We start from the raw sequence: 23,766 nt of genomic DNA on the forward strand, positions 1-23,766 counted from the left end.
GAAAGGGGTAGGCCGGCCATGATGGCCGGCCGTTGTTACGCAGCCCTGTCAGTGCTCGGTACCATTGGTGCCGGCACAGGGGAAGCGGGCGCAATGGCTGCGCCCGCCGGTGGGGATCAGGCCGAAGCCTCGTCACCCTTCTTGGCCGGAGCCTTCTTGGCCGGAGCGCGGCGGGCCGGCTTGGCTTCTTCGCCAGCAGCGGCTTCGCTGAACTCTTCTTCGCGCACGGTGGCGGCGTTCGGAGCAGCAGCCTTGCCTTCCAGCACGGCGTCAGCGGCGGCGCGAGCGTACAGCTGCACGGCACGGATGGCGTCGTCGTTGCCCGGGATGGCGTAATCGACCAGTTCCGGGTTGTAGTTGGTGTCAACCACGGCGATCACCGGGATGCCGAGCTTCTTGGCTTCCTTGATGGCGATGTCTTCGTGACCGATGTCGATGACGAAGATGGCGTCGGGCAGGCGGTTCATTTCCTTGATGCCGCCCAGCGAGGCTTCCAGCTTGTCGCGCTCACGGCGCAGGCCCAGCACTTCGTGCTTGACCAGCTTGTCGAAGCTGCCGTCGGTTTCACCGGCTTCCAGTTCCTTCAGGCGGGCAACCGACTTCTTCACTGTGGCGAAGTTGGTCAGGGTGCCGCCCAGCCAGCGCTGGTTCATGAACGGCATGCCGCAACGCTCTGCTTCTTCCTTGATGGATTCGCGTGCGCTGCGCTTGGTGCCCAGGAACAGGATGGTGCCGCGCTTCTGGGCAACCGAGGAGATGAAGTTCATCGCATCGTTGAACAGCGGGACGGTCTTTTCCAGGTTGATGATGTGGATCTTGCCGCGGGCGCCAAAGATGTACTGGCCCATCTTCGGGTTCCAGTAACGGGTCTGGTGGCCGAAGTGGACGCCGGCTTCCAACATCTGACGCATGGTGATCTGGGGCATTGCAAAACTCCTGATGGTGGAACTGACACCGCGCGCGACCGGTTTGTTGGAGTCGTGCTGCGATGCGCGGCTCGTTATATGGAGCGCGCAAACAGTTCCGGGGTTGGGCTTCCCTGGCGCCTCCGTGGCCGAACCCTGAAGGACAGGGCACCCCGGCACGGATGGGGGCGACAGGTGAGGATTCACCGGTTGACGCCCGGTGTCAGCGCGCTCCAGCGGGTATGTGCCCGAAAAAGCCGGCGAAGTATAGCCCTTGGCTGGGCTGGGCGCAATTTTCGGGTCGGCGGGCGATTCTGGCCGGCCTAATAGGTAAGCGTCACCGTGATCGTGTCGCTGTAGCTGCCTGGCATGGGAGCCGACTGTGGGAATACCCTGCCATAGACGGGGTAAAAGACGTCTTCGTTTTCACCGACATCACTGGCGCCGGTGGCCTCTGAGTTGCCCCAGGGGATGAGCAGCGCCGGGTCGAGGTACAGCTCGTAGGGCAGGAAGTTGCCGTTTGACGCCATCCGGCGCTGCCCATTGGCAGGGTTGCTGCCGTTGCTCAGGGTCATGGTCCATACCGTGCCGGTGGCGCAGCGCAGACGGATCAGCGAGCTCTGGTCGCGGGGGGCGTCGAGGCGGCTGGCGCTGCCGAAGTCCAGGTCGGTGGCGATGCTGATCAGGCAGGCGCTGGGCACTTGTGCGGTGACCGTGCCGAAAAGGAACTGCGATTGACCGGCACCGCCGAGCAGAGGGAAGGTGCCGTCGCGACAGTTCTCCGCGGTTGGGGGCGCGAGTAGTGGTGGGCCATAGCTGTAACGGAGGATGGAGGTGCCTGGGTTGCCCTGATATCGGTAGGCTGCTGGCAATGTCTGCCCGCCCGGGACGCGGGCATAGATGTTGAACGGGATCTGTTGTGGGCTCAGGGCTCCTGCCTGGATCGAGATCGCGTAAACGGGCTGGCTGCCGCCAAATGCGCCGAGCAGCTGTGTCTGCGCCGGGTTCGCATAGAGGTCGTAGTTCATCAGGGCGCCTGCGTCATTTGTCATGCGGCGTGGCGCCACCCCCCCGGGAACGCCTTCGCCAGGGAAGATGCAGGCGGTGATCTGGTTGCCGAATGGTGCAAGGCCCTGGCAGCTCACGACGACGGTGGTCGCTGTGTCGGTGCTGGTGCCACGGATTTCGCCGAAATCGATGTTCGGGCTGCGGATCACCTGACAGCTTTGTGCCGAAGCGGAGAACGGGGGCCATGCCAGCACCAGCAGCAAGCTGAGCTGTACTGCATGGGCCCGGCTTCGCAGCGGTGGCCTGGCAGTGTCGCTCATGGTGGGCACTGCAGTGTTGTGATGTCGGCTGGGTCGGCGCCTTGCACGGTGATGGGCAGGGGGATAACGCAGTCGTGGCTGTCGTTGCCAGGGATGCGCAGCGCCGCGTCGGCAGGCAGGTCCTGCAAATACACCTCACCGTCATGGCCGGTGACGGTGGTTGCGACGGTCTGGCCTGCCAGTTCCACGGCGATCGTGCTGCCGATGCCCAGCCATTGGCCATCCGCAGCGCGAACCCTCAGGCGCAGCGGGCGGCTTGGTTGCAGTTTGAAAACCACGCTTGCGACGCTGCCCGATGCGGGCACCACCAGTTGCTGTGGGGCATCCAGCAACAAGTCCATTGGCAAGCCCAGGGTATCGATGCTGATCAGGTTGCGCTGCCAGGCACGCAGCGGTGCAACCAGCAGCTGTCCATGCGCATCGGTGCTGCCGATCAAACGGTTTTCCAGTCGCACCGGGACCTGCGCCACGCCATTGGTCGAGACCATGGCAAACGCGTCGTCAACCTGGCGCAGCGCACGGATGCTGCGGCCGAACCATACGATGCTGCCGTTGGCATCGGCGTACCCGGTGGTGCCTGTAGCGGTGTCGTAGTCCATGCCGATACGCCACTGGCCGGCGTCGTCCAGGTGGCTCAGTTCGGCGTTGGCGCTGCGGCGTGTGCCGAGGTTCGCCTGCGCGCGCCAGCCCCAGCCGCCTGCATCCATCGGCGCACTGCGGCTTGCCTGCAGGGCAAGCGCGTTGCCGTCGCTGCCGTGGCGTACCGAGCTGCTGAGCTGGGTAAGCCGCCCCAGTGGTAGTGAGAGATACAGGTTGGCGCTGTCCGTGCGCCGGTTGTCCAGGTCGTGCTGGAGCTGCACGCTGAGCCACGCATTGCCGCGCAGGTTGCGTGACCAGCCCAGTCCGGTCAGGCGGGTGGGGGGGCTGTCTGGGTAGTGCTGGGACACATAGCTGAGGCTGAACTGACCACTGTGGACATTACCCAGGCCCACAAAGAACTGGTCAGTACGGCGGGGCAGGCGTGCATTGGCAAGAAACGCCGGGGCATCACGGAAGTCGCTGCTGCTGCGCTGGGTGCGGGCCGAGACGCTGAAGCCGTGCGTGCTCCATTGATAACCAAGCGTGTGTTGATGTCCGGGCAAGTTGCCGGCACGACTTCTGCTGAAGGAACCACTCAGTACCCCGCCGCGTCTTCCCAGCAGGGCCACTGCGCCCATGCCAGCCAGCTGCAGGTCCGTGCTGAGCTCGGTATGCGCTTCGATGGTCAGTCGTTGGTGCGCGCCGTAGCGCAGGCTGGCGCTGGCCATTGGCCTGTCACCGTAGGCAAAGGAGCGCAGCCCGTAGTCCTCACGCAACACGCCTATATCCAGTGACCAGTCGCTCAGGCCGGCCTGCAGCAGGGTGGGCGTGCCGTACAACGCAAACTCCAGCACCCGCTGCTGCCCAGTGATGTCGGTCACCAGCAGCTGCGCCTGGCCACTGCCGTTGAGCGTGGGGACGGCATCCATTTGGAATCGCCCAGGTTGCACGGTGCGGCTGGCCTGGCGAATGCCATTGATGTACAGGTCGACCGTGGACGGCAGCAAGGCATCGCCGGTGAAAGAAGCCAGTGGCGTGGTCACCCGATACGGTTGCAGGGCGAAATCGCGCGACAGGTGTATGCCGGCGATGCGGGTGGGACGCGACCATTCGAGCGTACCGGTTACGCTGTCGCCAATGCCCAGGCTGAGCATCGGGCAGGGCAGGTCCAATTGCCAGCGACTGTCCAGGCGTGTGTACCGGCTCTGCCAACGGCCTCGGCTACTGTTCAGGCTGGTGTTCTGGGTTGTGGACCAGATGCCTGCTCCTACGCCGAACAGGCGTAGCTCGCTGAAGGCGCTGGCGCTGCGGAATCGGCGTTGCTGTTGTGCATGCAGGTCGTAGTTGAGCAGGAGGCCGGGGCTGCTGTCGCTTGCCGCGAGTACTGTGGGGGGCGTTTCCAGACTCAGTTGAGTGGGTGGGCGATCCAGTCCAGTCAGCGGCAGCTGCAGTGCGAGGCGTTGGTTGCGGGCGTCGTAACTGATCCTGATATCCGGCAACTGGGCAAGATCAACCGATTGCTGGTTGGGCTCGACACCCACAGGCAGGCGCAGGCCCAGTTCCTGCAATGTTGCCGCACTGGCGGACAGCTGTTGTCCGGTAACGATGAAGCGCGCCAACTGGGTGCTGCTGCCCTGGTTGATCCTGACGTCCAGATAGAGCTCCTGTGGCAGCTGTTCGCCTAGACCGGCGAGTGACGTATCCGGGCGGGCAGGTGGCGCGGCAGGCAGGGGGGAGCTACTGGCCATGAGCAATGCCAGATCAATGGTCAGCAGAGCGCAGCGGCTGCGGGATGGCGGCATCGTTCAGCCTGGCCTGCAAAGTGCCGGTGAGGGGGAAGGGGCTTGGTAGCGGCAGCGTCCACTGCATGTGTTGGCCCGCCAGTACATAGCCGAGCAGGCCGGGTGTCAGTTCGATCGGTGGGCCGTTCTCGGGCAGCCAGCGCAACTGGCTCAGGCGCACGTGCTGTGCGCCCGTGTTGTGTACGGTCAGGGTCAGCAGGCCTGGGTCTACCTGCCAGCTGGCGTGCAGTCCGGTTGTGTCGGCAGGAGCTTTGCCTCCCAGCTCGCGTGGGCTCGCACCAGCAGGTAGTACGAACGCCGGGATCGAGTAGCGCAGCAGAAAATTCAAGCCCTGGTTGGGGTGGGCGTGGATGGCGGGCAGCTCATCCACCAGCAGGCGATAGGCTTGCTCCTGCATGCCAGCTGCTGGCAAAGGAGCAGGCCGCAGCACGCGTACCAATTGCCGTTGGCCGGGGCCGATCTGGACGATGGCAGGGCGTGCCAACAGCATCTGCGATGGCTCAAGCACGTCTGCTGCGTTGCTCTGGGTCCAGCGTTGTATGCGCACCTGTGCATGCAGTGGCTGATCGCCGTTGTTCTCCAGCCACAATGCCTGCGCCGGCACGCCATCGCTGAATTCCAGCAGGATCGGTGCAACCTGCAGATTGCCGGCGCTCGCCAATGGGGCCATCAATAGCAGGCCCGATTGCGCGCGCAGCAGGGCGCGTAGAGCGGTGTTGCGGACGCGTGAGCTGGGTGGCTGCATCTGGCCTGGACTCAATAGGTGATCGTGGCAATCACCGTGTCGCCGTAGCTGCCGGCTGGCGCATCGGTGGAAGGCACGCGGCCATAGACCGGAATGGTCTGCGCGGTGGCGGTGCCGGTGCCAGCCAGGGTATCGGTGCCGATCACCTCGCCCCAGAAATTCTGTCGGCCGGCATCACGGTAAAGCCCATAGGCGACGAAGTTGCTGGCGCCATCGCTCATGCGCCGGTTGGCGGCGGCGGCGGTGGTGCTGGTGGCATTGGCACCGGGATTCATGCCGATGGTGTAGGGGGTGCCGTTGGTGCAGTTCACCTCCAGCGTGCCTTGCGCGTCGAGCGGAGTGCCGGTGGCGCGGGCTACGCTGCCAAAGTCGATGTCACTTGCGGCGACGGCCTGGATATCGCAGGACTCGGTGATGACGATGCGGACCTGGAACTGTGCGGTCTGGGTTGCTGCCTGAGTGAGGTCTGCAATTCCAGTCAATGCGATGCTGGCTGTGGTGATCAAGAGCGTGCGCGTGAGCATGTCGATTCTCCCGGCGGTTGGCGGCAGCGACGAGACCATGGGGCATGGTGTCGGGGTGCGCGCAGAGCAAAACACGGCAGCGCAGCGCTGACACGTGTTCACGCAGGCAGTTTCGCCTGAACGGGGGATCTTGCTAAGTTCGGTCAATCGGGACGTCGCGCTGACCGGTTGCGGTTTCCTGCTGGCTCGGAACACTCGCGCGAACGCTGCGACCAGGTGCTTGTTTGGGGTGATTCGCATGGCGCGGAAGGGTGGCCGCCAGTCGGGCCGTCCGGTCGCAAAGCTGGTGGTCGGATCGGGGGGTGATGCCTGACTCCGCGTTCATTAATGTGAAATACTTAGCGAAAAAGCCCAAATGGGGGATAATCGGCGCATGGCAATCCAACTGAAAACCCCCGAAGAAATCGAGAAGATGCGCATCGCCGGCCGTCTGGCGGCTGAGGTGCTCGACATCATTACCCCGCACGTCAAGCCCGGTGTCACCACCGAAGAGCTGGATCGCATCTGCAACGACCACATCATCAATGTGCAGGGCACCATCCCGGCCAATGTGGGCTACCGCGGGTTCCCCAAGACGGTATGCACCTCGGTCAACAACGTCATCTGCCATGGCATTCCCAGCGAAGCCAAGGTGCTCAAGGATGGTGACATCATCAATATCGATGTGACCGTCATCAAGGATGGCTGGCACGGTGATACCAGCCGCATGTACTACGTCGGCACGCCGTCGGTGATGGCCAAGCGCCTGGTGGAAACCACCAAGGAAGCGATGTGGCGCGGTATCCGTGCGGTCAAGCCGGGCGCGACCCTGGGCGATGTGGGCCACGCGATCCAGGAGTTCGCCGAAGGCGAGCGCTTCAGCGTGGTGCGTGAGTACTGCGGCCATGGCATCGGCAAGGTCTACCACGACGAGCCGCAGGTGCTGCACTACGGTCGTCCGGGGCAGGGCCTGGTACTCAAGGCTGGCATGACCTTCACCATCGAGCCGATGATCAATGAAGGCACCCGTTACACCAAGGTGCTGCCGGATGGTTGGACCGTGGTCACCAAAGACCGCAAGCTCTCGGCACAGTGGGAACACACCATTGTGGTGACCGAGGATGGCGTTGAGGTATTGACGCTGTCGCCGGCGGAAACCGCGCAGGCATGACCTCACTGCCGGCGGGCCCGATTCTGGACACGCCGGCAGATACTGCCGGTGACGTGCAATGGGCTGCAGATGCACGGCAGTCGCTTGCCCACACCGATGCCCGCCTGGGCAAACGCTTCGAGCAGACCGACAATGTCGAACGTCTGCCCGGCCTGCGCGCGCGCGCGGTCGATCAACTGATCATCGAAGCTTGGCAGCGCTGCATTCCGGCGACTGCAGGTTTGGCCCTGTTCGCGGTTGGCGGCTACGGTCGTGGCGAGCTGTTCCCGCGCTCTGACATCGACCTGCTGGTATTGGCCGAGACCGACGTGCAGCAACGCCACGAAGCCGCACTGGCACGCTTGTTCGCCTTGCTGTGGGATGCCGGCTTGCCGGCCAGCCACGCGGTGCGCTCGGCAACGCAATGTGTACACGCCGCCGCTGACCAGACGGTGTTGACCGCCTTGATCGAGGCGCGCCCGCTGGTCGCTGATGCAACCGCCCAGCACGGTCTGGCGCGGGCGATAGCGCCGAGCCTGGTATGGCCACCGCGTGAGTACTTCCTGGCCAAACGCGAAGAGCTGCTTGCACGTCACCAGCGTTTTGGTGACACCGCCGACAACCTCGAGCCGGACATCAAGGATGGCCCTGGCGGTCTGCGCGATCTCAATACACTGGGCTGGATGGCACTGCGCGCCTTCGGCGTCAGCAATATCGATGCGCTGGTCGGTCTGGGCCATCTGGGCCTGGACGAGGCCGCCGCGCTGAAGCGCGAACGCCAGGTGTTGGCGCGGCTGCGTTTCGGCCTGCACCTGGTCGCACAGCGGCCGGAAGAGCGCCTGCGTTTCGATTACCAGAAGACCTTGGCCGCGTGCATGGGGTTTGGCGATGACGCCGAAAGCCTGGGCGTGGAAAAAATGATGCAGGGCTTCTATCGCAGTGCGACGGTGATCCGTCGCATCAGCGACCGCCTGCTGCAACGTTTTGAAGAACAGTTTGACGGCGAGGCGACACCGCAGCCGGTAGACGAGGGTTTCTCGCTGCGCCGCGGTTATCTGTCCGCCGACGATCCGTTCTGGCCACATGGCGACATCCGCAGCATATTTGCGCTGTTTGCCTGCTGGGCTCGCACCGCCGATGTGCGTGGCCTGCACTCGATGACCGCACGCGGTCTGGCCGAAATGCTGGACGAAATCCCTGCCTATACCGCTGTGGACGAGGCCATCCGCGAGCAGTTCATGGCCTTGCTGCGCGGACCGCGCGCGGTCGATACGCTGACGCGGATGGCGCGTCTTGGCGTGCTCGGCCAGTGGATTCCCGCATTCGCGGCGGTGTCCGGGCGCATGCAGTTCGATCTGTTCCATGTCTATACGGTGGACCAGCACACCTTGATGGTGCTACGGAACATGGCCTTGTTTGCCAGCGGCCGCGCCGATGAGCGCTTCTCCATCGCGCATGAAGTCTGGCCGCGTCTGCGCAAGCCGGAATTGCTGCTGCTGGCCGGCCTGTTCCACGACATCGCCAAGGGCCGTGGTGGCGATCACTCCGAACTGGGCGCGGTGGATGCGTGCGAATTCTGCAGCGCACATGGTTTGAGCAGCTCTGATACAGAGCTGGTGGCGTGGCTGGTCGAGCAGCACCTGCGCATGTCGGTGACCGCGCAGAAGCAGGACATCACCGACCCGGAAGTGATCCACCGTTTTGCCGGCCTGGTCGGCGACCGTGATCGCCTCGATTACCTGTACCTGCTTACCTGCGCCGATATCGCTGGTACCAGTCCCAAGATGTGGAATGCATGGAAGGACAGGCTGCTGGCCGACCTGTATTTCGCCACCCGTCGCGCGCTGCGTGAGGGTTTGGAGCATCCCCTGCCGGAGGCCGAGCGGGTGCAGGAAGCCCGCGATAGCGTGCGCGAGCAGATGCGTCTGCTTGGGCATGAAGATGCGGTGATCGATCGCCAGTTCGCTGCCATGCCGGATGAGAGTTTTGTGCGTTTCCGTCCCGAGCAATTGGTCTGGCAGGCCGCGTCCCTGGTGGAAATCCACAAGGGTGGCACCTTGGTCAAGGTGCGGCGGATCACGCCTGAGAGTGATGCGCTGGAAGTGTTCGTGCACTCGCCCGATCGCGACGGCATGTTTGCCGCCATTGTCATGACTTTGGACCGTGCCGGCTACGGTATCCACCGCGCGCGCGTGCTCGACGGCCCCGACGACACCATCTTCGATACCTTTGAAGTGACGCCAGCAGGTAGCTTCGCCGACGGCGACGCCGCGCGTCTGGAATCCGTGCTGCGCAAGGCGCTGGCCGGGAATATCCTGACCCTGCGCCCCTCGCGGCGGGTAATGCCGCGCCAGCTCAAGCACTTCCGCTTCGCCCCGCGCATCGAGTTTCTCGACGCCAGTCATGAAGGCCGGACTGTCTTGAATCTGGTCGCACCGGATCGCCCCGGCCTGCTCGCCGACGTCGCACATGTGCTGCGTGACCAGCGCCTGCGTGTGCAGGATGCGCGTATTGCCACCTTTGGCGAACGCGCCGAGGATCAGTTCCAACTTACCGATCGTCACGATCACCCCCTTACCGAAACCTCCATGCAGGCCTTGCGTGATGCATTGCTTGCCTGCCTGGATCCCGACAACAAGCCAGGAGACCCCCACTGATGGCAAGCAAGCCCGCAACCAAGAAGACCGCCAACAAGGCTGCGCCTGCAAAGGCCGCGCCGAGCAAGGCCGCTGCGCCTAAGAAAAAGGCCGCAGCAACGACCAAACCGGTCGCCAAGCCTGTTGCGAAGACGGTCAAGGCACCGGTCAAGAAGGTTGCTGCTGCCAAGCCGAAGTCGACCAAGCCGGTGACGCCGTCGGTAGGTCCGCGCAGCCTGCGCAAGCCGCCGGCACCGGGCGTGGCCGAGTTGAAGTTCAGCATTGAAAGCGCATTCGAGCGCCGCAGCATGCTGACCATGGACGAGATTGAAGGATCGACCCGAGCGCTGGTCAACCGCGTGATCGACGGCTTGGAGTCCGGCGAATTCCGCGTTGCCGAACCCGATGGCAACGGCGGCTGGAAGGTCAACGAGTGGTTGAAGAAGGCTGTGCTGCTGTACTTCCGCGTCAACGACATGGCAGTGATGGACGGCGCCCCGGCGCCGTTCTGGGACAAGGTCGAGTCGCGCTTTGAAGGCTACGACGAAGCTGCCTTCCGCCAGGCCGGTGTGCGCGTGGTGCCGGGCGCGATTGCCCGCCGCGGCACGCACTTCGGCAAGGACGTGGTGCTGATGCCGAGCTTCACCAATATCGGTGCCCATGTGGGCGAGGGCACCATGGTCGATACCTGGGCCACAGTGGGTTCCTGCGCGCAGATCGGCAAGCATTGCCACCTGTCCGGTGGTGCCGGCATCGGTGGTGTACTGGAGCCGTTGCAGGCCAGCCCGACCATCATCGAAGACCATTGCTTCATCGGCGCGCGCTCGGAAGTGGTGGAAGGCGTGGTTGTTGGCCATCACAGCGTGATCGGCATGGGCGTGTTCCTGAGCCAGAGCACCCGCATCTACAACCGTGCCACAGGCGAAGTGACGTATGGCTATGTACCGCCGTACAGCGTGGTGGTCAGCGGCTCGCTGCCGTCCAAGGACGGTACCCATTCGCTGTACTGCGCAGTGATCGTCAAGCAGGTGGACGCCAAGACCCGCAGCAAGACCAGCGTCAATGACCTGCTGCGTGGGTTGGCGGATTGACCTCATCCTTCTCCCTTCGGGAGAAGGTGCCCCGAAGGGGCGGATGAGGGTTGGCGCGAGGCGCTGCAGTGCCCAGCCTGCGCGAGGCTTCGCCCTTACCCTCACCCCAACCCCTCTCCCGAAGGGAGAGGGGCTACACCACCGCGAGCTTTGAACCATGACCACGATCTACGGACTCAAGAACTGCGACACCTGCAAGAAGGCCACCAAGTGGCTTGACCGCTTCAACGTCGCCTACACCTTCGTCGATTACCGCGACAGCAAGCCCAGCCCGGAAACCCTGCTCGAATGGGCCGGCAAGGCCGGTGGATTCGCAGCGATGATCAACAAATCCTCGACCACCTGGCGCCAGCTGCCGGACAACCGCAAGTCGCCCGAGTCCGATGCCGAGTGGAAGCTGCTGCTGCGCGAATACCCGCAGCTGATCAAGCGCCCGCTGGTGATCACCGACGACGGCAGCCTGAGCCAGGGCTTCAGCGACAACGGATTCAAGGCCCGCTTCAACATCGCCTGATCCGCCCTCCAATAACTGTGGGAGCGGCGTAAGCCGCGAAGCCACTGATCCAAAAGGCCGCCATGAACGACGTACTAGCCCTGACCTGCGAGCTGATCGCCCGCCCGTCGGTAACTCCGGAGGACGCCGGCTGCCAGCAATTGATCGCAGGCCGTCTCGACGCTGCGGGCTTCAACTGCGAGCACCTGCGCCTGGGCGAAGTCGACAACCTCTGGGCGACCCATGGCAGCGGCGCACCGGTGTTGGTGCTGCTCGGCCACACCGACGTGGTGCCGACCGGGCCGGTCGAGGCCTGGAGCAGCGACCCGTTCAAGCCGGAGGTGCGCGATGGCGTGCTGTACGGGCGCGGCACTGCCGACATGAAGGGCAGCGTTGCCGCCTTCGTGGTGGCCGCTGAGCAGTTTGTTGCCGCGCATCCGAACCATCCCGGTACGCTGGCGGTGCTGCTGACCAGTGACGAGGAAGGGGATGCCATTGATGGCGTGCGCCACGTTGCCAAACTTTTTGTCGAGCGCGGGCAGGGCATCGACTGGTGCATTACCGGCGAGCCCTCGTCCACCGCCAAGCTAGGTGACCTGCTGCGCGTTGGTCGCCGCGGCAGTCTTTCGGCCAAGCTGCGTATCAAGGGCGTGCAGGGCCATGTCGCCTATCCGGACAAGGCACGCAACCCCATCCATCTGGCCGCAGCGGCGTTGGCTGAGCTGACTGCCCGTCATTGGGACGATGGCTACGAAAGCTTCCCGTCCACCAGCCTGCAGATCTCGAACATCAACGCCGGCACCGGCGCCAACAACGTGATCCCGGGCGAGCTGCAGGTGATGTTCAACCTGCGCTACAACCCACATTGGAATGCGGACAAGCTGGAAACCGAGATTGGTGCGCTGCTGGACCGTCATGGCCTGGACTACGACCTGTACTGGCACCGCAGCGGCGAGCCGTTCTACACGCCCGAAGGCCGCCTACGCAGCGTTGCCCGTGAAGTACTGGCCGAGTTCGCCGGTGCCGCGCCCGAAGAAAGCACTGGCGGTGGTACCTCCGATGCCCGCTTCATCGCGCCGTTGGGCGCACAATGCATCGAGGTGGGACCGGTGAATGCCAGCATCCACCAGGTCGATGAGAACGTGCGCGTCGCCGATCTGGAAGCGCTGCCTGACCTGTACCGGAAGCTGATCGAAAGACTGCTGGACTGAACTGTTACGGTGCACGTGCACAATCTTGCCGGGGGGGGCGAGATGGACAGTGTTCAAATGCGGTTCCGTAAAGGGCTGATGGCCTTTGTGCTGGTTTGCGTGCTGCCATTCGCGCACGCCAGCGCCACGATGCATGGCCTGCCATTGCTGAGGCAGTTCGCCGCAAGCCAGCTGCCTGCGTCGCCAACCTATCCCGGCGTGGTTGTTGACCACGCAGGCAACCTGTACGCCGCCAGTGGCGAAGGGGTGATGATCTTCCGCAGCGGCGTGTGGGAGCTGTTGGAGGTGTCTGGCGAAGCACCGGTGTACTCGATCATGCTGGTGCGCGATGGCAGCATCCATGTCGCCGGCGCGGGGGTTTTCGGACGCTTGCTGCGGCAGCCTGATGGCACCCACAAATTCGTTGACCTGCTGCCACGCTTGGCCAGTGCGGGTCTGGTGCTAGGGCCGGTCGAGGTCTTCTCGTTGGGGGAAACCTCGCGTGGCGTGCACGCGGTAAGCGCTGGCGCCTTGTTCGTGCTTGAAAAGGACGGCAGCACCACACGCATGCAGCTTCCCGCTGGCGCACGTACGCGTCCGCTGGTGGCCGGTGACGAGGTCTTCTTCCGGGTTCCGGGGCAGGGGCTTTACCGTGTCGACAAGACGGCGATGGTGCTGGTCGAAGGCATGGGGTCGCTCGCCAAGCTGCGTGTTCCCGCGGCATGGCCGTACCGGGGCGGCTTGCTGTTTGCCGCGGCCGATGGCTTCCATTTCAGCGACGGCACGCGCGTGCGCAAGCTCGACACGGAGGCCGATGCGGCCTTCCGTCTGCACGAGCCGTACACCGGCATTGCCCTTGCCGACGGTGGCTTTGCGATTGGCAGCTTCGACGGCACGATCATGCGTTTCTCCCCCGATCTGCACATGCTCGACAGCTTTGCGGCGTGTGCGGGTGAGATGCAAGACCTGGTGGAGGATCGCGAGGGCGCGGTTTGGATCTCGGGCGAGAACGGCATCGCGCGCCTGCGTTGGTCGCTGCCATGGACGCGCTATGGGCGCCTGCATGGCCTCAAGGGGCGCATCTTCGACAGCACCTGGTATGACGGCCGTCTGTGGGTGGCAAGCATGGGCGTTTGGAGCGCGCAGCCCGCTGCGGCGGGCACGCCAATGTTCTCGCTCTCGCAATGGCCGCGACGTGATCTGGAGACCTTTGCGTTGGAGGGAACAAACGCCGGTCTCCTGATCGGAGATCGCTATGGACTGGCGGTGCTCGATCCCGGGCAAACGCAACCACGACGGCTGCTGCCGCCGGCGCTGGGTGACAGTGTCAGCAGGCTTATGCCCTCGGCGTTCGACGCCAGGCGCATGTTCGCGTTGACCAACACCAAGATCATCGTGCTCGGTCAACACGACGGGCGCTGGCAGCTGCAGGCGCAGTGGCCGATCGGCAGCGCTGCGGTTGGGGTGTATGAAGGTGTCGCAGGCGAGTTGTGGGCCGGCGATGCAGGCGGTGGCGCGAGGCGCTGGCGCTTCGCTACGGATACTGGCCAATTGCTCGCTGAGCAGCGTTTTGGGTCGAAGCAGGGCTTGCCTGTGGCAGCAGGGAAGGGCACTCGTTTGTTCCGGAGTGATCGCGTGCTGTACGCGATATCCGGGCAGCAGGTACATCGTTTGCAGGGTGAACGGTTTGTTGCCGCGGTTTTGCCCGTGCTGCCGGGGCTGCAGGCTCCCATGGAGCTGGAAGGCGAGGACAACGCCAAGGGCAGCTTCGCCTGGACGGCACGGCAGCTGTGGTGGCGCAAGCCAGGTGCGACCATGTTCCAACTGCAGCAGGTCAGTGATAGCCGCGTGCCGGGCTTCATGACGGTGGGGCTGCACGGTGATGGACAACTGCGCGTGGCTACCCGTGACAGCGTGTTGCAGTTGGATCCCGCTGCGGTCGAATCCATCGCGACACCGCCGCAGGCGCGACTGGATCGCATCGAGCTGCAAGGTCCGAATCATCCGCCCGTACTGTTGCCGCTGTTGCCAAAAACAACGCCGCACTTGCCAGCCGGGGCGGGCTTGGCCCTGCGCTTCGGCGTGCAGAGCATGGAGCCGGAAGTCGAGTTCCGTTACCGGATGCCGGGCTATCACGACGAATGGTCGCCATGGACGGCTGGGCGCGAACTGACCTACCAGCGCTTGCCGGCGGGTGCCTACACCTTTCAGCTGCAGGCGAGGGTGCTGGGCGGCGCACCCACCGAAATGATGAGCTACCCGCTGCAGGTTGCACCGTTCTGGTACCAGCGGCCCTGGGTTCGGGTGGGCTTTGGCGTGGCGGGTCTATTGTTCGTGGTCGCGGTGGTGCGGCTACGAACGCGTGCCATCAATGCTCAAAACCGCCTGCTTGAGCAGAAGATCAACGAGCGCACGGCCGAGCTGCGAGGCGCCAATTCCAGGCTCTCTGCGCTGGCGGTGACCGACGGACTCACTGGCATCGCCAACCGCCACGCGATGGAGAAGGCCTTGCCACGGGCATGGCAGCGCTGCGTCGAACAACAGGAGCCACTGGCGGTGATGATGATCGACGTAGACCACTTCAAACAGTTCAACGACACCCACGGGCATCACATTGGTGACCTGCAGTTGCGCCGCGTTGCGCAGACCCTGGACGCGCAAGTCACCGGTGCCGAAGAGCTGGTCGCACGCTATGGCGGCGAGGAATTCGTGCTGATCCTGCCGGGTTGCGGCGCGCAGATGGCGATGGCGCTTGGGGAGCGTCTGCGCAGTGCGGTGGAACTGGTGACCGGTGCGGCAGGTCAGCGGGTGACCATCAGTGTCGGGGTGGCGGTTTGCACTCCGGTGCCTGGGGAAGACCCAATGGCGCTCGTACGCTGTGCCGACCTGGCGCTCTATCGCGGCAAGCACGAGGGGCGGAACCGGGTTGAGATCGCAACGCTCGATGCGGAGTGACCGGGAGGGGCATGACCTGGGCCAGCGGGAAGCCCGTATTGGCGCATATCCGAAGCACCTGTTTTCCTAGGCGACGATCAACCCAAATGCCGCCAGCGCCGCCGCTGCCTGCCGCTGCGAAATCACTGCTTTCTTGAAGTGCTTGGCATCCATCAGGTTGAGCCCGCTGATATCGGTATCGCGCAGGTCGGCACCTTCGAAGCGGGTCAGGCGGGTCTGTGTGTTGCGCAGGCTGCCGCCACTGAAAACGGCATCGCGGAAATCGCAGCCTGAGAGGTCGGCATCGGAGAAGTCCATGCCTTCCAGCTGCGCTTTGCGGAATGACATGCCGCGCAGGTCGGCGCTGACCAGCAGGCAGTCGCGGAACTCCAGTGCCCAGCCGCTGACTTCTTGCAGGTGGGCACCGGTCAGCTTGCAGTCCTTGAACTGTACCGACGAGAGCGTGGCGCGTCGCCAGAAGCTGTTGTTGAGGTCGCAGTGATCGAAGCGCGAATCACTTAGCTGCGCGGAACTGAAGTCGCAGTGGCTGCCGCGGCATTTCTGCCACTGGCTTTCCTCCAGTGATGCGGCCAGCCAATTTGTTTTGGTGAGGGAGCACTGCTTGAACTGGTAGCCATCCATGTCCAGGCGCGAGAAATCGCCCTCGTCCAGCGTGCAGGATTCGAACACCGCTGCACGCGGGTGCGCGCGGATGATCTGCTGCATGCGCGCGCGGTCGATGGTTTCTTCGTGGAAAACCGGAGTGTTCGTCATGTCCAACTCTGCAGGTGCTTGCGCGTCATTCTGCGCGACATCGCTCTGCTGATGCAGTCTTGTTGCGGCGGACGTTGTGTGTACAGACCTGCTCGATCTATTCGAAGATGAAGAACGGCGGCGCGATGGCCCGGCGCCAGTACGACTCCTCGGCCAGATAGAACTCCTGCGCCTGGGCGCGCGCGAACCATGCCGCCGCTGCAGTCTCATCTTTCGGCAGGCCTTTGCTGCCGCGACCGAGCGCCAAGCCGCTGAAGTACTGGCCGTAGACATTGCCCTGTTCGCCGGCGCGCTGATACCAGCGCAGTGCCTCGCGCATGTCCGTTGGCATGCCGATGCCCGCTTCGTGCAAGGCGCCAAGATCGACCTGGGCCTCGGCATCGCCGCGTGCGGCACGCCGCTGGATGCGGGCGATGGTCGCATTGGTGGAGGGCTGGTCGGGGGCAAGGCGCGCAGCTTCGGTTGAGGCATGGGTTGCCTTGCGCAGTGCGTCCAGCTTGTACAACTCACGCATGTACACCGCCGAGCGCAGGCGCCAGCGCAGTGCGCCTGCCATGTCGCCCTCGCGTTCGTACCAACGTGCCAGATCGGACATGGCATACGGCGAGCCGTGGTAGGCGGCACTCTGGTACCAGCGCAATGCCTTGCGTGGCGATGGCTTGAAGCGCACATCCTCCGGCTTCTGCGGTTCGTCACTGCTGTCCAGGCGGCCGCGCTCAAGGATCCTGCCCAATTGCTCCTCGGCGCCGGTGCTGCGGTGGGTGCGCGGTGTTGTCGCTGCTGCGCGCGCGTACCAATCCAGTGCACGTGGGTCGTTCCAGGCCTGGTACATCCTGGCGACCCGCAGGGCCGAATCGAACTGGCCATCAGCGGCTGCGGAGAGCGCATTGCGCTCGGTGTCGCTGGCAGGGCGGGTGCTGGGCCTTGTCGCGCAACCGAGCAGGATGAACAGGGGCAGGGCGTACAGCAGCACGCGGGGAGTGGGACGGGGCATCCAGCAGGTCCAGGCAACGGGGCGGGGATTATCGCGGAGCGCGCCGACCCGGCCGCTGAATCGGTTGCCAAAGCAACAGTTGCGCGGGCGCCGAAAGCGGGATACGGTCAGCGCCATGTCCTCGTTCCTGGCCACCGCCGTCAACAATAACAACCGCAATAATCTGCGCGCGAATAATCGTGCGCGGCCACTGCGGGACTGCGACCAGAGCTAGAACAGGCAACACGCTCAGGACACCAGAAAACCCGCATCGGCCGATGCGGGTTTTTTTGTGGCCGGGCGGGAACACCGAGCGGCTGCAGGTCTTCAAGCCGTTGCTTCCAATGTTTGTCCCCACACAACCCAGGAGCTTTCCCATGTGTTCCATCTTCGGCATTTTTGGCCTGCAATCCGGTGACGACCTGCAGGCGCTGCGTCGGCAGGCGCTTGAACAATCCCAGCGCCAGCGGCATCGCGGCCCGGACTGGAGCGGCGTCTACGTGGACGACGGCGCCATCCTGGTGCACGAGAGGCTGGCCATCGTCGACCCCGCCGGTGGCTCGCAGCCGCTGTTGTCCGACGACGGTCAACTGGCGCTGGCAGTGAACGGTGAGATCTACAACCACCAGGAGCTGAAGAAGGAACTGACCCAGCCTTACGCCTTCCAGACCGGCTCGGATTGCGAAGTAATCAACGCGCTGTACCGTGAGGACGCGCCAGCGTCCTACTTGAACAGGCTCAACGGCATCTTCGCCTTCGCGCTGTGGGACCGTGCCAAGCAGCGCGTGATCATCGCCCGCGATCCTATCGGTGTGGTGCCGCTGTACTGGGGTCACGACAAGCAGGGCCGACTCTGCGTTGCCTCGGAAATGAAGTCGCTGGCGGATACCTGCGCCGACGTGGCCCAGTTCCCGCCCGGCCACTGGTATGACAGCAGCACCGATACGCTGAGCAAGTACTACGAACGTCCGTGGCGCGAGTACGAGGCGGTGGAAGGTGTGGATGTATCGCTGACCGAACTGCGCGAGGCCTTCGAGCGCGCCGTGCACCGCCAACTGATGACCGACGTGCCGTATGGCGTGCTGCTGTCCGGTGGCCTGGATTCTTCGCTGGTCGCCGCGGTTGCGGCGCGCTATGCGCGCAATCGCATCGAAGACGGCGGTCAGAGCGAGGCCTGGTGGCCGCGCCTGCACAGCTTCGCCATTGGCCTGAAGGGTTCGCCCGACCTGGCCGCGGCCAAGGTGGCGGCGGAAATGCTGGGCACCGTGCACCACGGCTTCGAGTACACCTTCGAAGAAGGCCTCGATGCAGTGCCGGAGGTGATCCGTCACGTCGAGACTTACGACGTCACCACCATCCGTGCATCCACGCCGATGTTCCTGCTGGCGCGACGGATCAAGGCAATGGGCGTGAAGATGGTGCTGTCCGGCGAAGGCAGTGACGAGATCTTTGGCGGCTACCTGTACTTCCACAAGGCACCGAACGCGCGTGAGTTCCACGAGGAGCTGGTGCGCAAGCTCGATGCGCTGAACAACTACGACTGCCTGCGCGCGAACAAGTCGATGATGGCCTGGGGCGTGGAGCCGCGCGTGCCGTTCCTGGACCGCGAGTTCCTTGATGTGGCGATGAAGATGGATGCGCGCCACAAGATGGTCGACAAGGCCGCCGGCCGCATCGAGAAGGCGGTGTTGCGAGAGGCCTTTGAGGGTTACCTGCCCAAGGAAATCCTGTGGCGGCAGAAGGAGCAGTTCAGTGACGGCGTCGGCTACGGTTGGATCGACGGTCTGAAGGCGCATGCCGAAGCACAGGTCAGCGACCGCGTGCTGGCCGCCGCCGACAAGCGCTTCCCGCACAACCCGCCGCAGACCAAGGAGGCGTACTACTATCGCCACGTCTTCGAGCAGTTCTTCCCCAGCCATGCGGCATCGGAAACCGTGCCGGGCGGCAAGTCGATTGCCTGTTCGTCACCAGCGGCGATTGCCTGGGATGCCAGCTTCGCCAGCATGGCCGATCCGTCCGGCCGCGCCGTGGCTGGTGTGCATGAGCAGGCGCTGGCTGGCTGAGTGATGACGCACGGCCCGTAGTCTTACGGGCCGTGCGTTTGCAGCTGCCGCAGTGCAGCCGTGGGCCGTATCATCGCCGGCTTACGCAAGGGAAGATCATGGACGCAGGAACGCATCACCCCGGCTCGCGGGTGCATTGGGGCTGGCTCTACCTGCTTTGGGCCGCATTGCCGCTGGTGGCCGCGCTGCTATTGGCCCGTTACGTCGGAATGGACGTGCCGGCACCAGTGCAACAGGCCGTCAAGGTCGGCTCGGCGGCGCTGCATTCGAGCTCACCCTTGGGTCTGTTCCTGCTGCAGTTGCTGGTATTGCTGCTGGTGGCCAAGGGCGCCGGACGGCTGTTGCGCTGGTTTGGCCAGCCGGCTGTGATCGGTGAGATGGCCGCCGGCTTGATGATGGGGCCGCTGCTGTTTGGCAGCGTTTTTCCGCAACTGCAGGCCACGCTGTTTCCGGCAAGTTCGCTGGGCCCGCTTGGTCTGGTCAGCCAGCTGGGCGTGTTGATGTTCCTGCTGGTCGCCGGCGCGGAGCTGGATCTGGGGCGGCTGCAAGGGCGCCGGCGCTTTGCGATTGCAGTGAGTCACGCCGGTATCGCAGTGCCCTTCTTGTGTGGCGTGTTGCTGGCGATCTGGTTGTATCCGGCGCACGGCCCGGCCGGCGTCGGCTTCACCTCGTTTGCGCTATTCATCGGTATCTCGCTTAGCATCACCGCCTTCCCGGTGCTGCTGCGCATTCTTGCTGATCGCGGCATGACCAACAGTCCTTTGGGGCAGACGGCGATTGCCTGTGCGGCACTGGGCGACGCTACGGCCTGGTGCATGCTCGCACTGATTGTTGCGGCCACGCAGGCAGCAGGATGGGGGGCTGCGGGCTTCAGTCTGGCCTGTGTGACGGTTTTCATCGGGCTGATGTTGGGCGTGGTGCGGCCATGGTTTGCGCGGCAGCAGATTGCCGCCGGACGCGAAGGGGCATGGTTGCTGGGAATGCTGTTGCTGACCCTTGCCAGCGCCTTGTTGACCGAGTCCTTGGGCATCCACGCACTGTTCGGTGCGTTTGCCGCCGGTGTCGCCGCAAATTCCAATACGCAGCTGCGCGAGATGATCATCAACAAGGTCGAGCCGCTGGCGGTGACTTTGTTGTTGCCGCTGTTCTTCGCGATGACCGGATTGCGCCTGCGTGCTGATGCCTTGCAGGTCAGTGATCTTTGGCTGTGTCTGCTGGTGATAGCGGTGGCGAGCATCGGCAAGTTGCTTGGCACGTTTGCCGCTGCGCGTACCGCGGGCATGCCGGTTCAAGACTCGTTGCGCCTGGGGGTGTTGATGAACACCCGCGGCTTGATGGAGCTGATCGTGCTGAATCTTGGTTATGAACTTGGCTTGCTGGGCGACCGCCTGTTCGCGGTATTGGTGATCATGGCCTTGGTGACCACCGCGATGACCGGCCCCTTGCTGAGCTGGAGTGCGCGCGGCAAGGGCAGGGCGGGCTGAGTGCTTTCGTAGACATGCTTCGTTGGTGTTGTTCCTCTCAATTCAAAAGGATTTCCGATGCGCGTATTGCCGTTGTTGATGCTGGGGTTGTTGAGTAGTCCAATTGTCGCGACCGCGAGCGAGGTGCCGCTGGAACGGCATCAACTGGGAGGCTGGGAGGCAGATATCGGCTACACCGGCGTGGTCCGCGATGGCGATACCTTGCATGTTTCAGGCGTGCCTTGCAGGGGCGCGGACATGCAGGCCGCAGTGCGTGATTGTTACGGCAAGCTGACGAAGATCCTGCAGCAGTTCGATGCCGACAGCAGCCAGGTGGTGAAAGAAACCGTGTTCACCACCGACATTGACGGCTTGATCAAGGCGATTCCCGATCGCAAGACCTTCTTCGCCGACGGCAAGTATCCGGCCGCGAGCTGGGTGCAGATCAGCCGTCTGTTCGACGCCGAGGCCAAGCTCGAGGTGGAGTGGACGGTGCGGCTGAAGTAGGGTTTGGCTGGGCGGTAGTGACCACACGCAGGCCCGCCGTTTGTGGGAGCGGCGCAAGCCGCGAAGCAGGGACACCATCAGATTGCATATGCGTCGATGGTTTCGGTGAATCCAGCCTCGCGGCTGACGCCGCTCCCACACTCAGATGTCAGCCGGGCTAAGCGCGGCGCTGTTTTTATCTTGGGGTCAAGCTCAGGCTGTGCGTCGGCTTGCCTGGCAGAAACGGAGTTGGTCGGCCTTCCACCCAGTCGTCGTGGCCTGCGCCCCAGAACGGTGATAGCGGATGGCCGCTCTGGCCGCCGGGCATGTGCACGATGCCGTCGGCTTCGTGGCCGGGTGACACCACCATGCGCTCGGAGGCACCGAACTTGGGGCCGACCACGCGCGGCATGTTGTCGTCACCAGCCAATGGCTGGGCCGGCATGCATAGCCAACGCTTGAACAGGCCCGGCAACGCCGCCGAAACGGGGTGGCAGATCGCGGCGGTGTTGCGCTCGCCCCAACTGCGTTGCGCCAGATCCGGACCCTGTGCGGCCAGATCCTTCTCAAGTTGGCGGGCGCTGTCGGCGAGCAAGGCATCCCAGCTTTCATAAGGCGGTGGCAGCAGATGCGGTGGACGTTCCTTGAGCAAGGGCCATAGCACGCCTTCGAACTGCGCAAGTTTTGGCGCTATGTAGCGCTCCCCTAGTTGTTGCTTGGCGGGGGCCAACAGCGCACCTTCCATGTTGTCCATCAGGATGCCGCGGAACCCGCGTGCCATCCGATAGCTGACCGAGTCCGGGGATGCGCGGCCCTGCCATTGGCGGCTGGCGGCTTCCAGTCGCTTGAGCGCAGGATCATTGTTGTGTTCGATGGTCTGCCGCAGCAGCTTCCACCAGCGTTCCATCAGCAGGGCACGGTCATCCAGCTGGATCGCCAGCAGGCCGCTTTCATTGAAGCTTTCGTGGGCAAACAGACCGTCGCGGATCTGCTTGGCGCGCGCACCGAAGTCATAACCGCCGTCGCCAGCTTCGGCCAGGGCGGCGCCATCTAGCACGCGGCCATTGGCCGTCCACAGACGGTGATCGGGCGGGTCAATCAGCGACGGTGCCTGGTCGGTGCGGATAGGCCAAGGCGGGCAGCTGGCCTGTGTCGCTGCATCGGCATGGCAGGCCGGGTCGCGCGCAGGTCTGGCGCCGATCAGGCGCCAGGCGATGCGGCCGCTGCGGTCGGCGACCAGCAGGTTCTGTGCAGGGATGCCTGAGCGATCGGCCACTGCAAAGGCAGAATCCAGATCGGCGGCCTTGGCCATGTCAGCGAAATCCAGACGGACCGCGCCAGCTTGCTGGCCCACCCAGCGCAGAGCGAGCAGCTGCCCGTCGGGTTCCTCGTGCAGGATCGGGCCCCAATTGCTTTCGCGCACCAGCAGCATTTCCGGGCTGGCGCCGGCGACGGCGATTGCCTCGTTGAAGGTGCGCAGCGGCGCATTGGCGGGCAGGGTGGTGTAATCGGCGGTGTCGATATAGCTGTTGGTGAAGGCCCACGCCACCCGCGTATTGCTGCCGACGATGACTGCGGGCAGGCCGGGCAGGGTAAATCCGGCGACATCGACCTTGCCTTCCGGCGCGGTCGGGTCGGCATAGCGCAGGCGTGCGCGGAACCAGATATTCGGCGCACGCAGGCCCAGGTGCATGTCGTCGGCGATGATGGCGCGGCCGTCGGCGGTCAAGGCGCCTGCTACCGCGAAGTTATTGCTTCCTAAGACCTCAGACTCTGCGGCGACCGGCGCAGGTGGCGCGGTGCCGGCAACGCGCAGGTCCAAGGTTGCGGCGTTCGGCAGGCCGGCATCGCCACGGGGCGGTCCGAACAAGGGGGCATCCCAACTGCTGCCGTCGTGTGCAAGCAGTGCGTACAGGGCAGGCGGTACGACGCTGCGGATGCGCGCCATCGCCAGTTCGCGGGAGTTGGTCGGGTCCTGCAGGTCGGCATACATCGCCAGCCCGGTCAGTACCGAGTCCTCCAGCTCCCACGGTCGCGGCTGCTGGCGCAGCAGCAGATAAGGCCATGGCCGCACCGGCAGCGCGGCCAGGCCGGCATTGACGCCGTCGCGGTAGGCTTCGATGACGCCGCGCTTGTCGCCCAGGGCGGCACCCAGGTTCTGCTGGGTGTGGGCGCGCAAGCGGTGCACACGCATGCGCTTGTCCAGCGGCAAGGCCTTGGCGCCGAACAGCTCGGACAGTTCCCCCGCGGCCGAGCGCCGCATCAGATCCATCTCGAAGAAGCGTTCCTGCGCGTGCACATAGCCCAGGGCGCGGGCCATGTCGGTCTCGTTGGCGGCCTCGACGGTGAGCACCCCCAGCGCATCGCGCTGGATGCTGACCGGCGCCGACAGCCCCGGCAGGGCCAGTTCCCCGTCAAGCTGCGGCAAGCTGCCACGCAGTAGCCCCCAGATGACCAGCAGCAGTACCAGCAACAGCCCCAATACAACCCAAAGCGAACGCAGCAGCCAACGCAGCACAGGCCTACCCCCGGTAGCGGTTCTGCCGCGATTGTAGACAGCTTGTGAAGCCGAAAGAGAGGGAATCGCAACTGAAAGTGATTCCGATTAGATCATTGGGTTTTCAGATGGGGCACCCTATGCACCATCGAAT

17 protein-coding genes are annotated in these 23,766 nt (G+C 64.3%); 9 read left to right on the forward strand and 8 right to left on the reverse strand.

From position 1 onward, the window contains the following. Positions 1–116: 116 nt before the first annotated feature. The 5 genes from rpsB to ACVOMF_RS02715 all read right to left on the reverse strand — a co-directional run bounded on the left by rpsB (position 117) and on the right by ACVOMF_RS02715 (position 5,883). A complete protein-coding gene (gene rpsB / locus ACVOMF_RS02695) occupies positions 117–926 on the reverse strand; it encodes a 30S ribosomal protein S2 (RefSeq protein ID WP_282267380.1) in 810 nt (269 codons plus the stop codon). 302 nt (positions 927–1,228) lie between these two features. After that, positions 1,229–2,167 (reverse strand): Csu type fimbrial protein, encoded by a 939-nt coding sequence (locus ACVOMF_RS02700; protein WP_481507927.1) that lies wholly within the window; start codon positions 2,165–2,167, stop codon positions 1,229–1,231. Between the two features lie 62 nt (positions 2,168–2,229). Further along, the gene (locus ACVOMF_RS02705; RefSeq protein WP_481507897.1) at positions 2,230–4,560 is read right to left on the reverse strand and encodes a fimbria/pilus outer membrane usher protein; all 2,331 of its coding nucleotides are present in this window, start codon (positions 4,558–4,560) and stop codon (positions 2,230–2,232) included. 13 nt (positions 4,561–4,573) lie between these two features. Continuing rightward, the gene (locus ACVOMF_RS02710; RefSeq protein WP_481507898.1) at positions 4,574–5,359 is read right to left on the reverse strand and encodes a fimbrial biogenesis chaperone; all 786 of its coding nucleotides are present in this window, start codon (positions 5,357–5,359) and stop codon (positions 4,574–4,576) included. Between the two features lie 11 nt (positions 5,360–5,370). Beyond that, positions 5,371–5,883, reverse strand: coding sequence for a Csu type fimbrial protein (locus ACVOMF_RS02715; protein ID WP_481507899.1), 513 nt, complete (start codon positions 5,881–5,883; stop codon positions 5,371–5,373). A gap of 373 nt (positions 5,884–6,256) precedes the next feature. On the opposite strand from ACVOMF_RS02715, the gene map reads away from it, so the two are divergent. The 6 genes from map to ACVOMF_RS02745 all read left to right on the forward strand — a co-directional run bounded on the left by map (position 6,257) and on the right by ACVOMF_RS02745 (position 15,377). Continuing rightward, positions 6,257–7,033 carry a type I methionyl aminopeptidase gene (gene map, locus ACVOMF_RS02720; RefSeq protein ID WP_481507900.1) on the forward strand — a complete coding sequence of 259 codons (777 nt, stop codon included), beginning with the start codon at positions 6,257–6,259 and terminating at the stop codon, positions 7,031–7,033. A 20-nt stretch (positions 7,034–7,053) separates the two neighbouring features. Further along, the gene (locus ACVOMF_RS02725; protein ID WP_481507928.1) at positions 7,054–9,669 is read left to right on the forward strand and encodes a [protein-PII] uridylyltransferase; all 2,616 of its coding nucleotides are present in this window, start codon (positions 7,054–7,056) and stop codon (positions 9,667–9,669) included. Further along, a complete protein-coding gene (dapD, locus tag ACVOMF_RS02730) occupies positions 9,669–10,739 on the forward strand; it encodes a 2,3,4,5-tetrahydropyridine-2,6-dicarboxylate N-succinyltransferase (protein WP_481507901.1) in 1,071 nt (356 codons plus the stop codon). Before ACVOMF_RS02725 ends, dapD begins: the two co-directional genes overlap by 1 nt. 157 nt (positions 10,740–10,896) lie before the next feature. After that, complete coding sequence (locus ACVOMF_RS02735) at positions 10,897–11,253, forward strand: Spx/MgsR family RNA polymerase-binding regulatory protein (RefSeq protein ID WP_481507902.1); 357 nt, start codon at positions 10,897–10,899, stop codon at positions 11,251–11,253. 62 nt (positions 11,254–11,315) lie between these two features. Next, positions 11,316–12,443: a succinyl-diaminopimelate desuccinylase gene (gene dapE / locus ACVOMF_RS02740; RefSeq protein ID WP_481507903.1), complete on the forward strand. Its 1,128-nt coding sequence runs from the start codon at positions 11,316–11,318 to the stop codon at positions 12,441–12,443. A 57-nt stretch (positions 12,444–12,500) separates the two neighbouring features. Continuing rightward, positions 12,501–15,377 carry a GGDEF domain-containing protein gene (locus ACVOMF_RS02745; RefSeq protein WP_481507904.1) on the forward strand — a complete coding sequence of 959 codons (2,877 nt, stop codon included), beginning with the start codon at positions 12,501–12,503 and terminating at the stop codon, positions 15,375–15,377. A 66-nt stretch (positions 15,378–15,443) separates the two neighbouring features. Here the strand turns inward: ACVOMF_RS02745 and ACVOMF_RS02750 are convergent, their stop codons facing one another. After that, on the reverse strand, positions 15,444–16,130 hold the full coding sequence (locus ACVOMF_RS02750; RefSeq protein ID WP_481507905.1) for a pentapeptide repeat-containing protein: 687 nt from the start codon (positions 16,128–16,130) through the stop codon (positions 15,444–15,446). Positions 16,131–16,227: 97 nt separating this feature from the next. Further along, a complete protein-coding gene (locus tag ACVOMF_RS02755; RefSeq protein ID WP_481507906.1) occupies positions 16,228–17,124 on the reverse strand; it encodes a tetratricopeptide repeat protein in 897 nt (298 codons plus the stop codon). A gap of 356 nt (positions 17,125–17,480) precedes the next feature. Between ACVOMF_RS02755 and asnB the strand changes: the two genes are divergently transcribed. From asnB to ACVOMF_RS02770, 3 genes are all read left to right on the forward strand, one after another. Beyond that, positions 17,481–19,166: an asparagine synthase B gene (gene asnB, locus ACVOMF_RS02760; protein WP_481507907.1), complete on the forward strand. Its 1,686-nt coding sequence runs from the start codon at positions 17,481–17,483 to the stop codon at positions 19,164–19,166. 98 nt (positions 19,167–19,264) lie between these two features. After that, on the forward strand, positions 19,265–20,650 hold the full coding sequence (locus ACVOMF_RS02765; RefSeq protein ID WP_481507908.1) for a cation:proton antiporter: 1,386 nt from the start codon (positions 19,265–19,267) through the stop codon (positions 20,648–20,650). A gap of 57 nt (positions 20,651–20,707) precedes the next feature. After that, positions 20,708–21,136, forward strand: coding sequence for a Rid family hydrolase (locus tag ACVOMF_RS02770; protein WP_481507909.1), 429 nt, complete (start codon positions 20,708–20,710; stop codon positions 21,134–21,136). A 175-nt stretch (positions 21,137–21,311) separates the two neighbouring features. Here ACVOMF_RS02770 and ACVOMF_RS02775 read toward each other — a convergent pair whose 3' ends face one another. Continuing rightward, a complete protein-coding gene (locus ACVOMF_RS02775; RefSeq protein WP_481507910.1) occupies positions 21,312–23,633 on the reverse strand; it encodes a penicillin acylase family protein in 2,322 nt (773 codons plus the stop codon). Positions 23,634–23,766 lie beyond the last annotated feature (133 nt).

It is taken from the genome of Stenotrophomonas sp. STEN022, assembly GCF_056760155.1.

Excerpts from the sequence above, each read along its gene's own strand:
- rpsB (WP_282267380.1), bottom strand. The coding sequence starts at position 926 with ATGCCCCAGATCACCATGCGTCAGATGTTGGAAGCCGGCGTCCACTTC.
- ACVOMF_RS02705 (WP_481507897.1), bottom strand. The coding sequence starts at position 4,560 with ATGGCCAGTAGCTCCCCCCTGCCTGCCGCGCCACCTGCCCGCCCGGAT.
- ACVOMF_RS02710 (WP_481507898.1), bottom strand. The coding sequence starts at position 5,359 with ATGCAGCCACCCAGCTCACGCGTCCGCAACACCGCTCTACGCGCCCTG.
- ACVOMF_RS02715 (WP_481507899.1), bottom strand. The coding sequence starts at position 5,883 with ATGCTCACGCGCACGCTCTTGATCACCACAGCCAGCATCGCATTGACT.
- map (WP_481507900.1), top strand. The coding sequence starts at position 6,257 with ATGGCAATCCAACTGAAAACCCCCGAAGAAATCGAGAAGATGCGCATC.
- dapD (WP_481507901.1), top strand. The coding sequence starts at position 9,669 with ATGGCAAGCAAGCCCGCAACCAAGAAGACCGCCAACAAGGCTGCGCCT.
- ACVOMF_RS02735 (WP_481507902.1), top strand. The coding sequence starts at position 10,897 with ATGACCACGATCTACGGACTCAAGAACTGCGACACCTGCAAGAAGGCC.
- dapE (WP_481507903.1), top strand. The coding sequence starts at position 11,316 with ATGAACGACGTACTAGCCCTGACCTGCGAGCTGATCGCCCGCCCGTCG.
- ACVOMF_RS02745 (WP_481507904.1), top strand. The coding sequence starts at position 12,501 with ATGCGGTTCCGTAAAGGGCTGATGGCCTTTGTGCTGGTTTGCGTGCTG.
- ACVOMF_RS02750 (WP_481507905.1), bottom strand. The coding sequence starts at position 16,130 with ATGACGAACACTCCGGTTTTCCACGAAGAAACCATCGACCGCGCGCGC.
- ACVOMF_RS02755 (WP_481507906.1), bottom strand. The coding sequence starts at position 17,124 with ATGCCCCGTCCCACTCCCCGCGTGCTGCTGTACGCCCTGCCCCTGTTC.
- asnB (WP_481507907.1), top strand. The coding sequence starts at position 17,481 with ATGTGTTCCATCTTCGGCATTTTTGGCCTGCAATCCGGTGACGACCTG.
- ACVOMF_RS02765 (WP_481507908.1), top strand. The coding sequence starts at position 19,265 with ATGGACGCAGGAACGCATCACCCCGGCTCGCGGGTGCATTGGGGCTGG.
- ACVOMF_RS02770 (WP_481507909.1), top strand. The coding sequence starts at position 20,708 with ATGCGCGTATTGCCGTTGTTGATGCTGGGGTTGTTGAGTAGTCCAATT.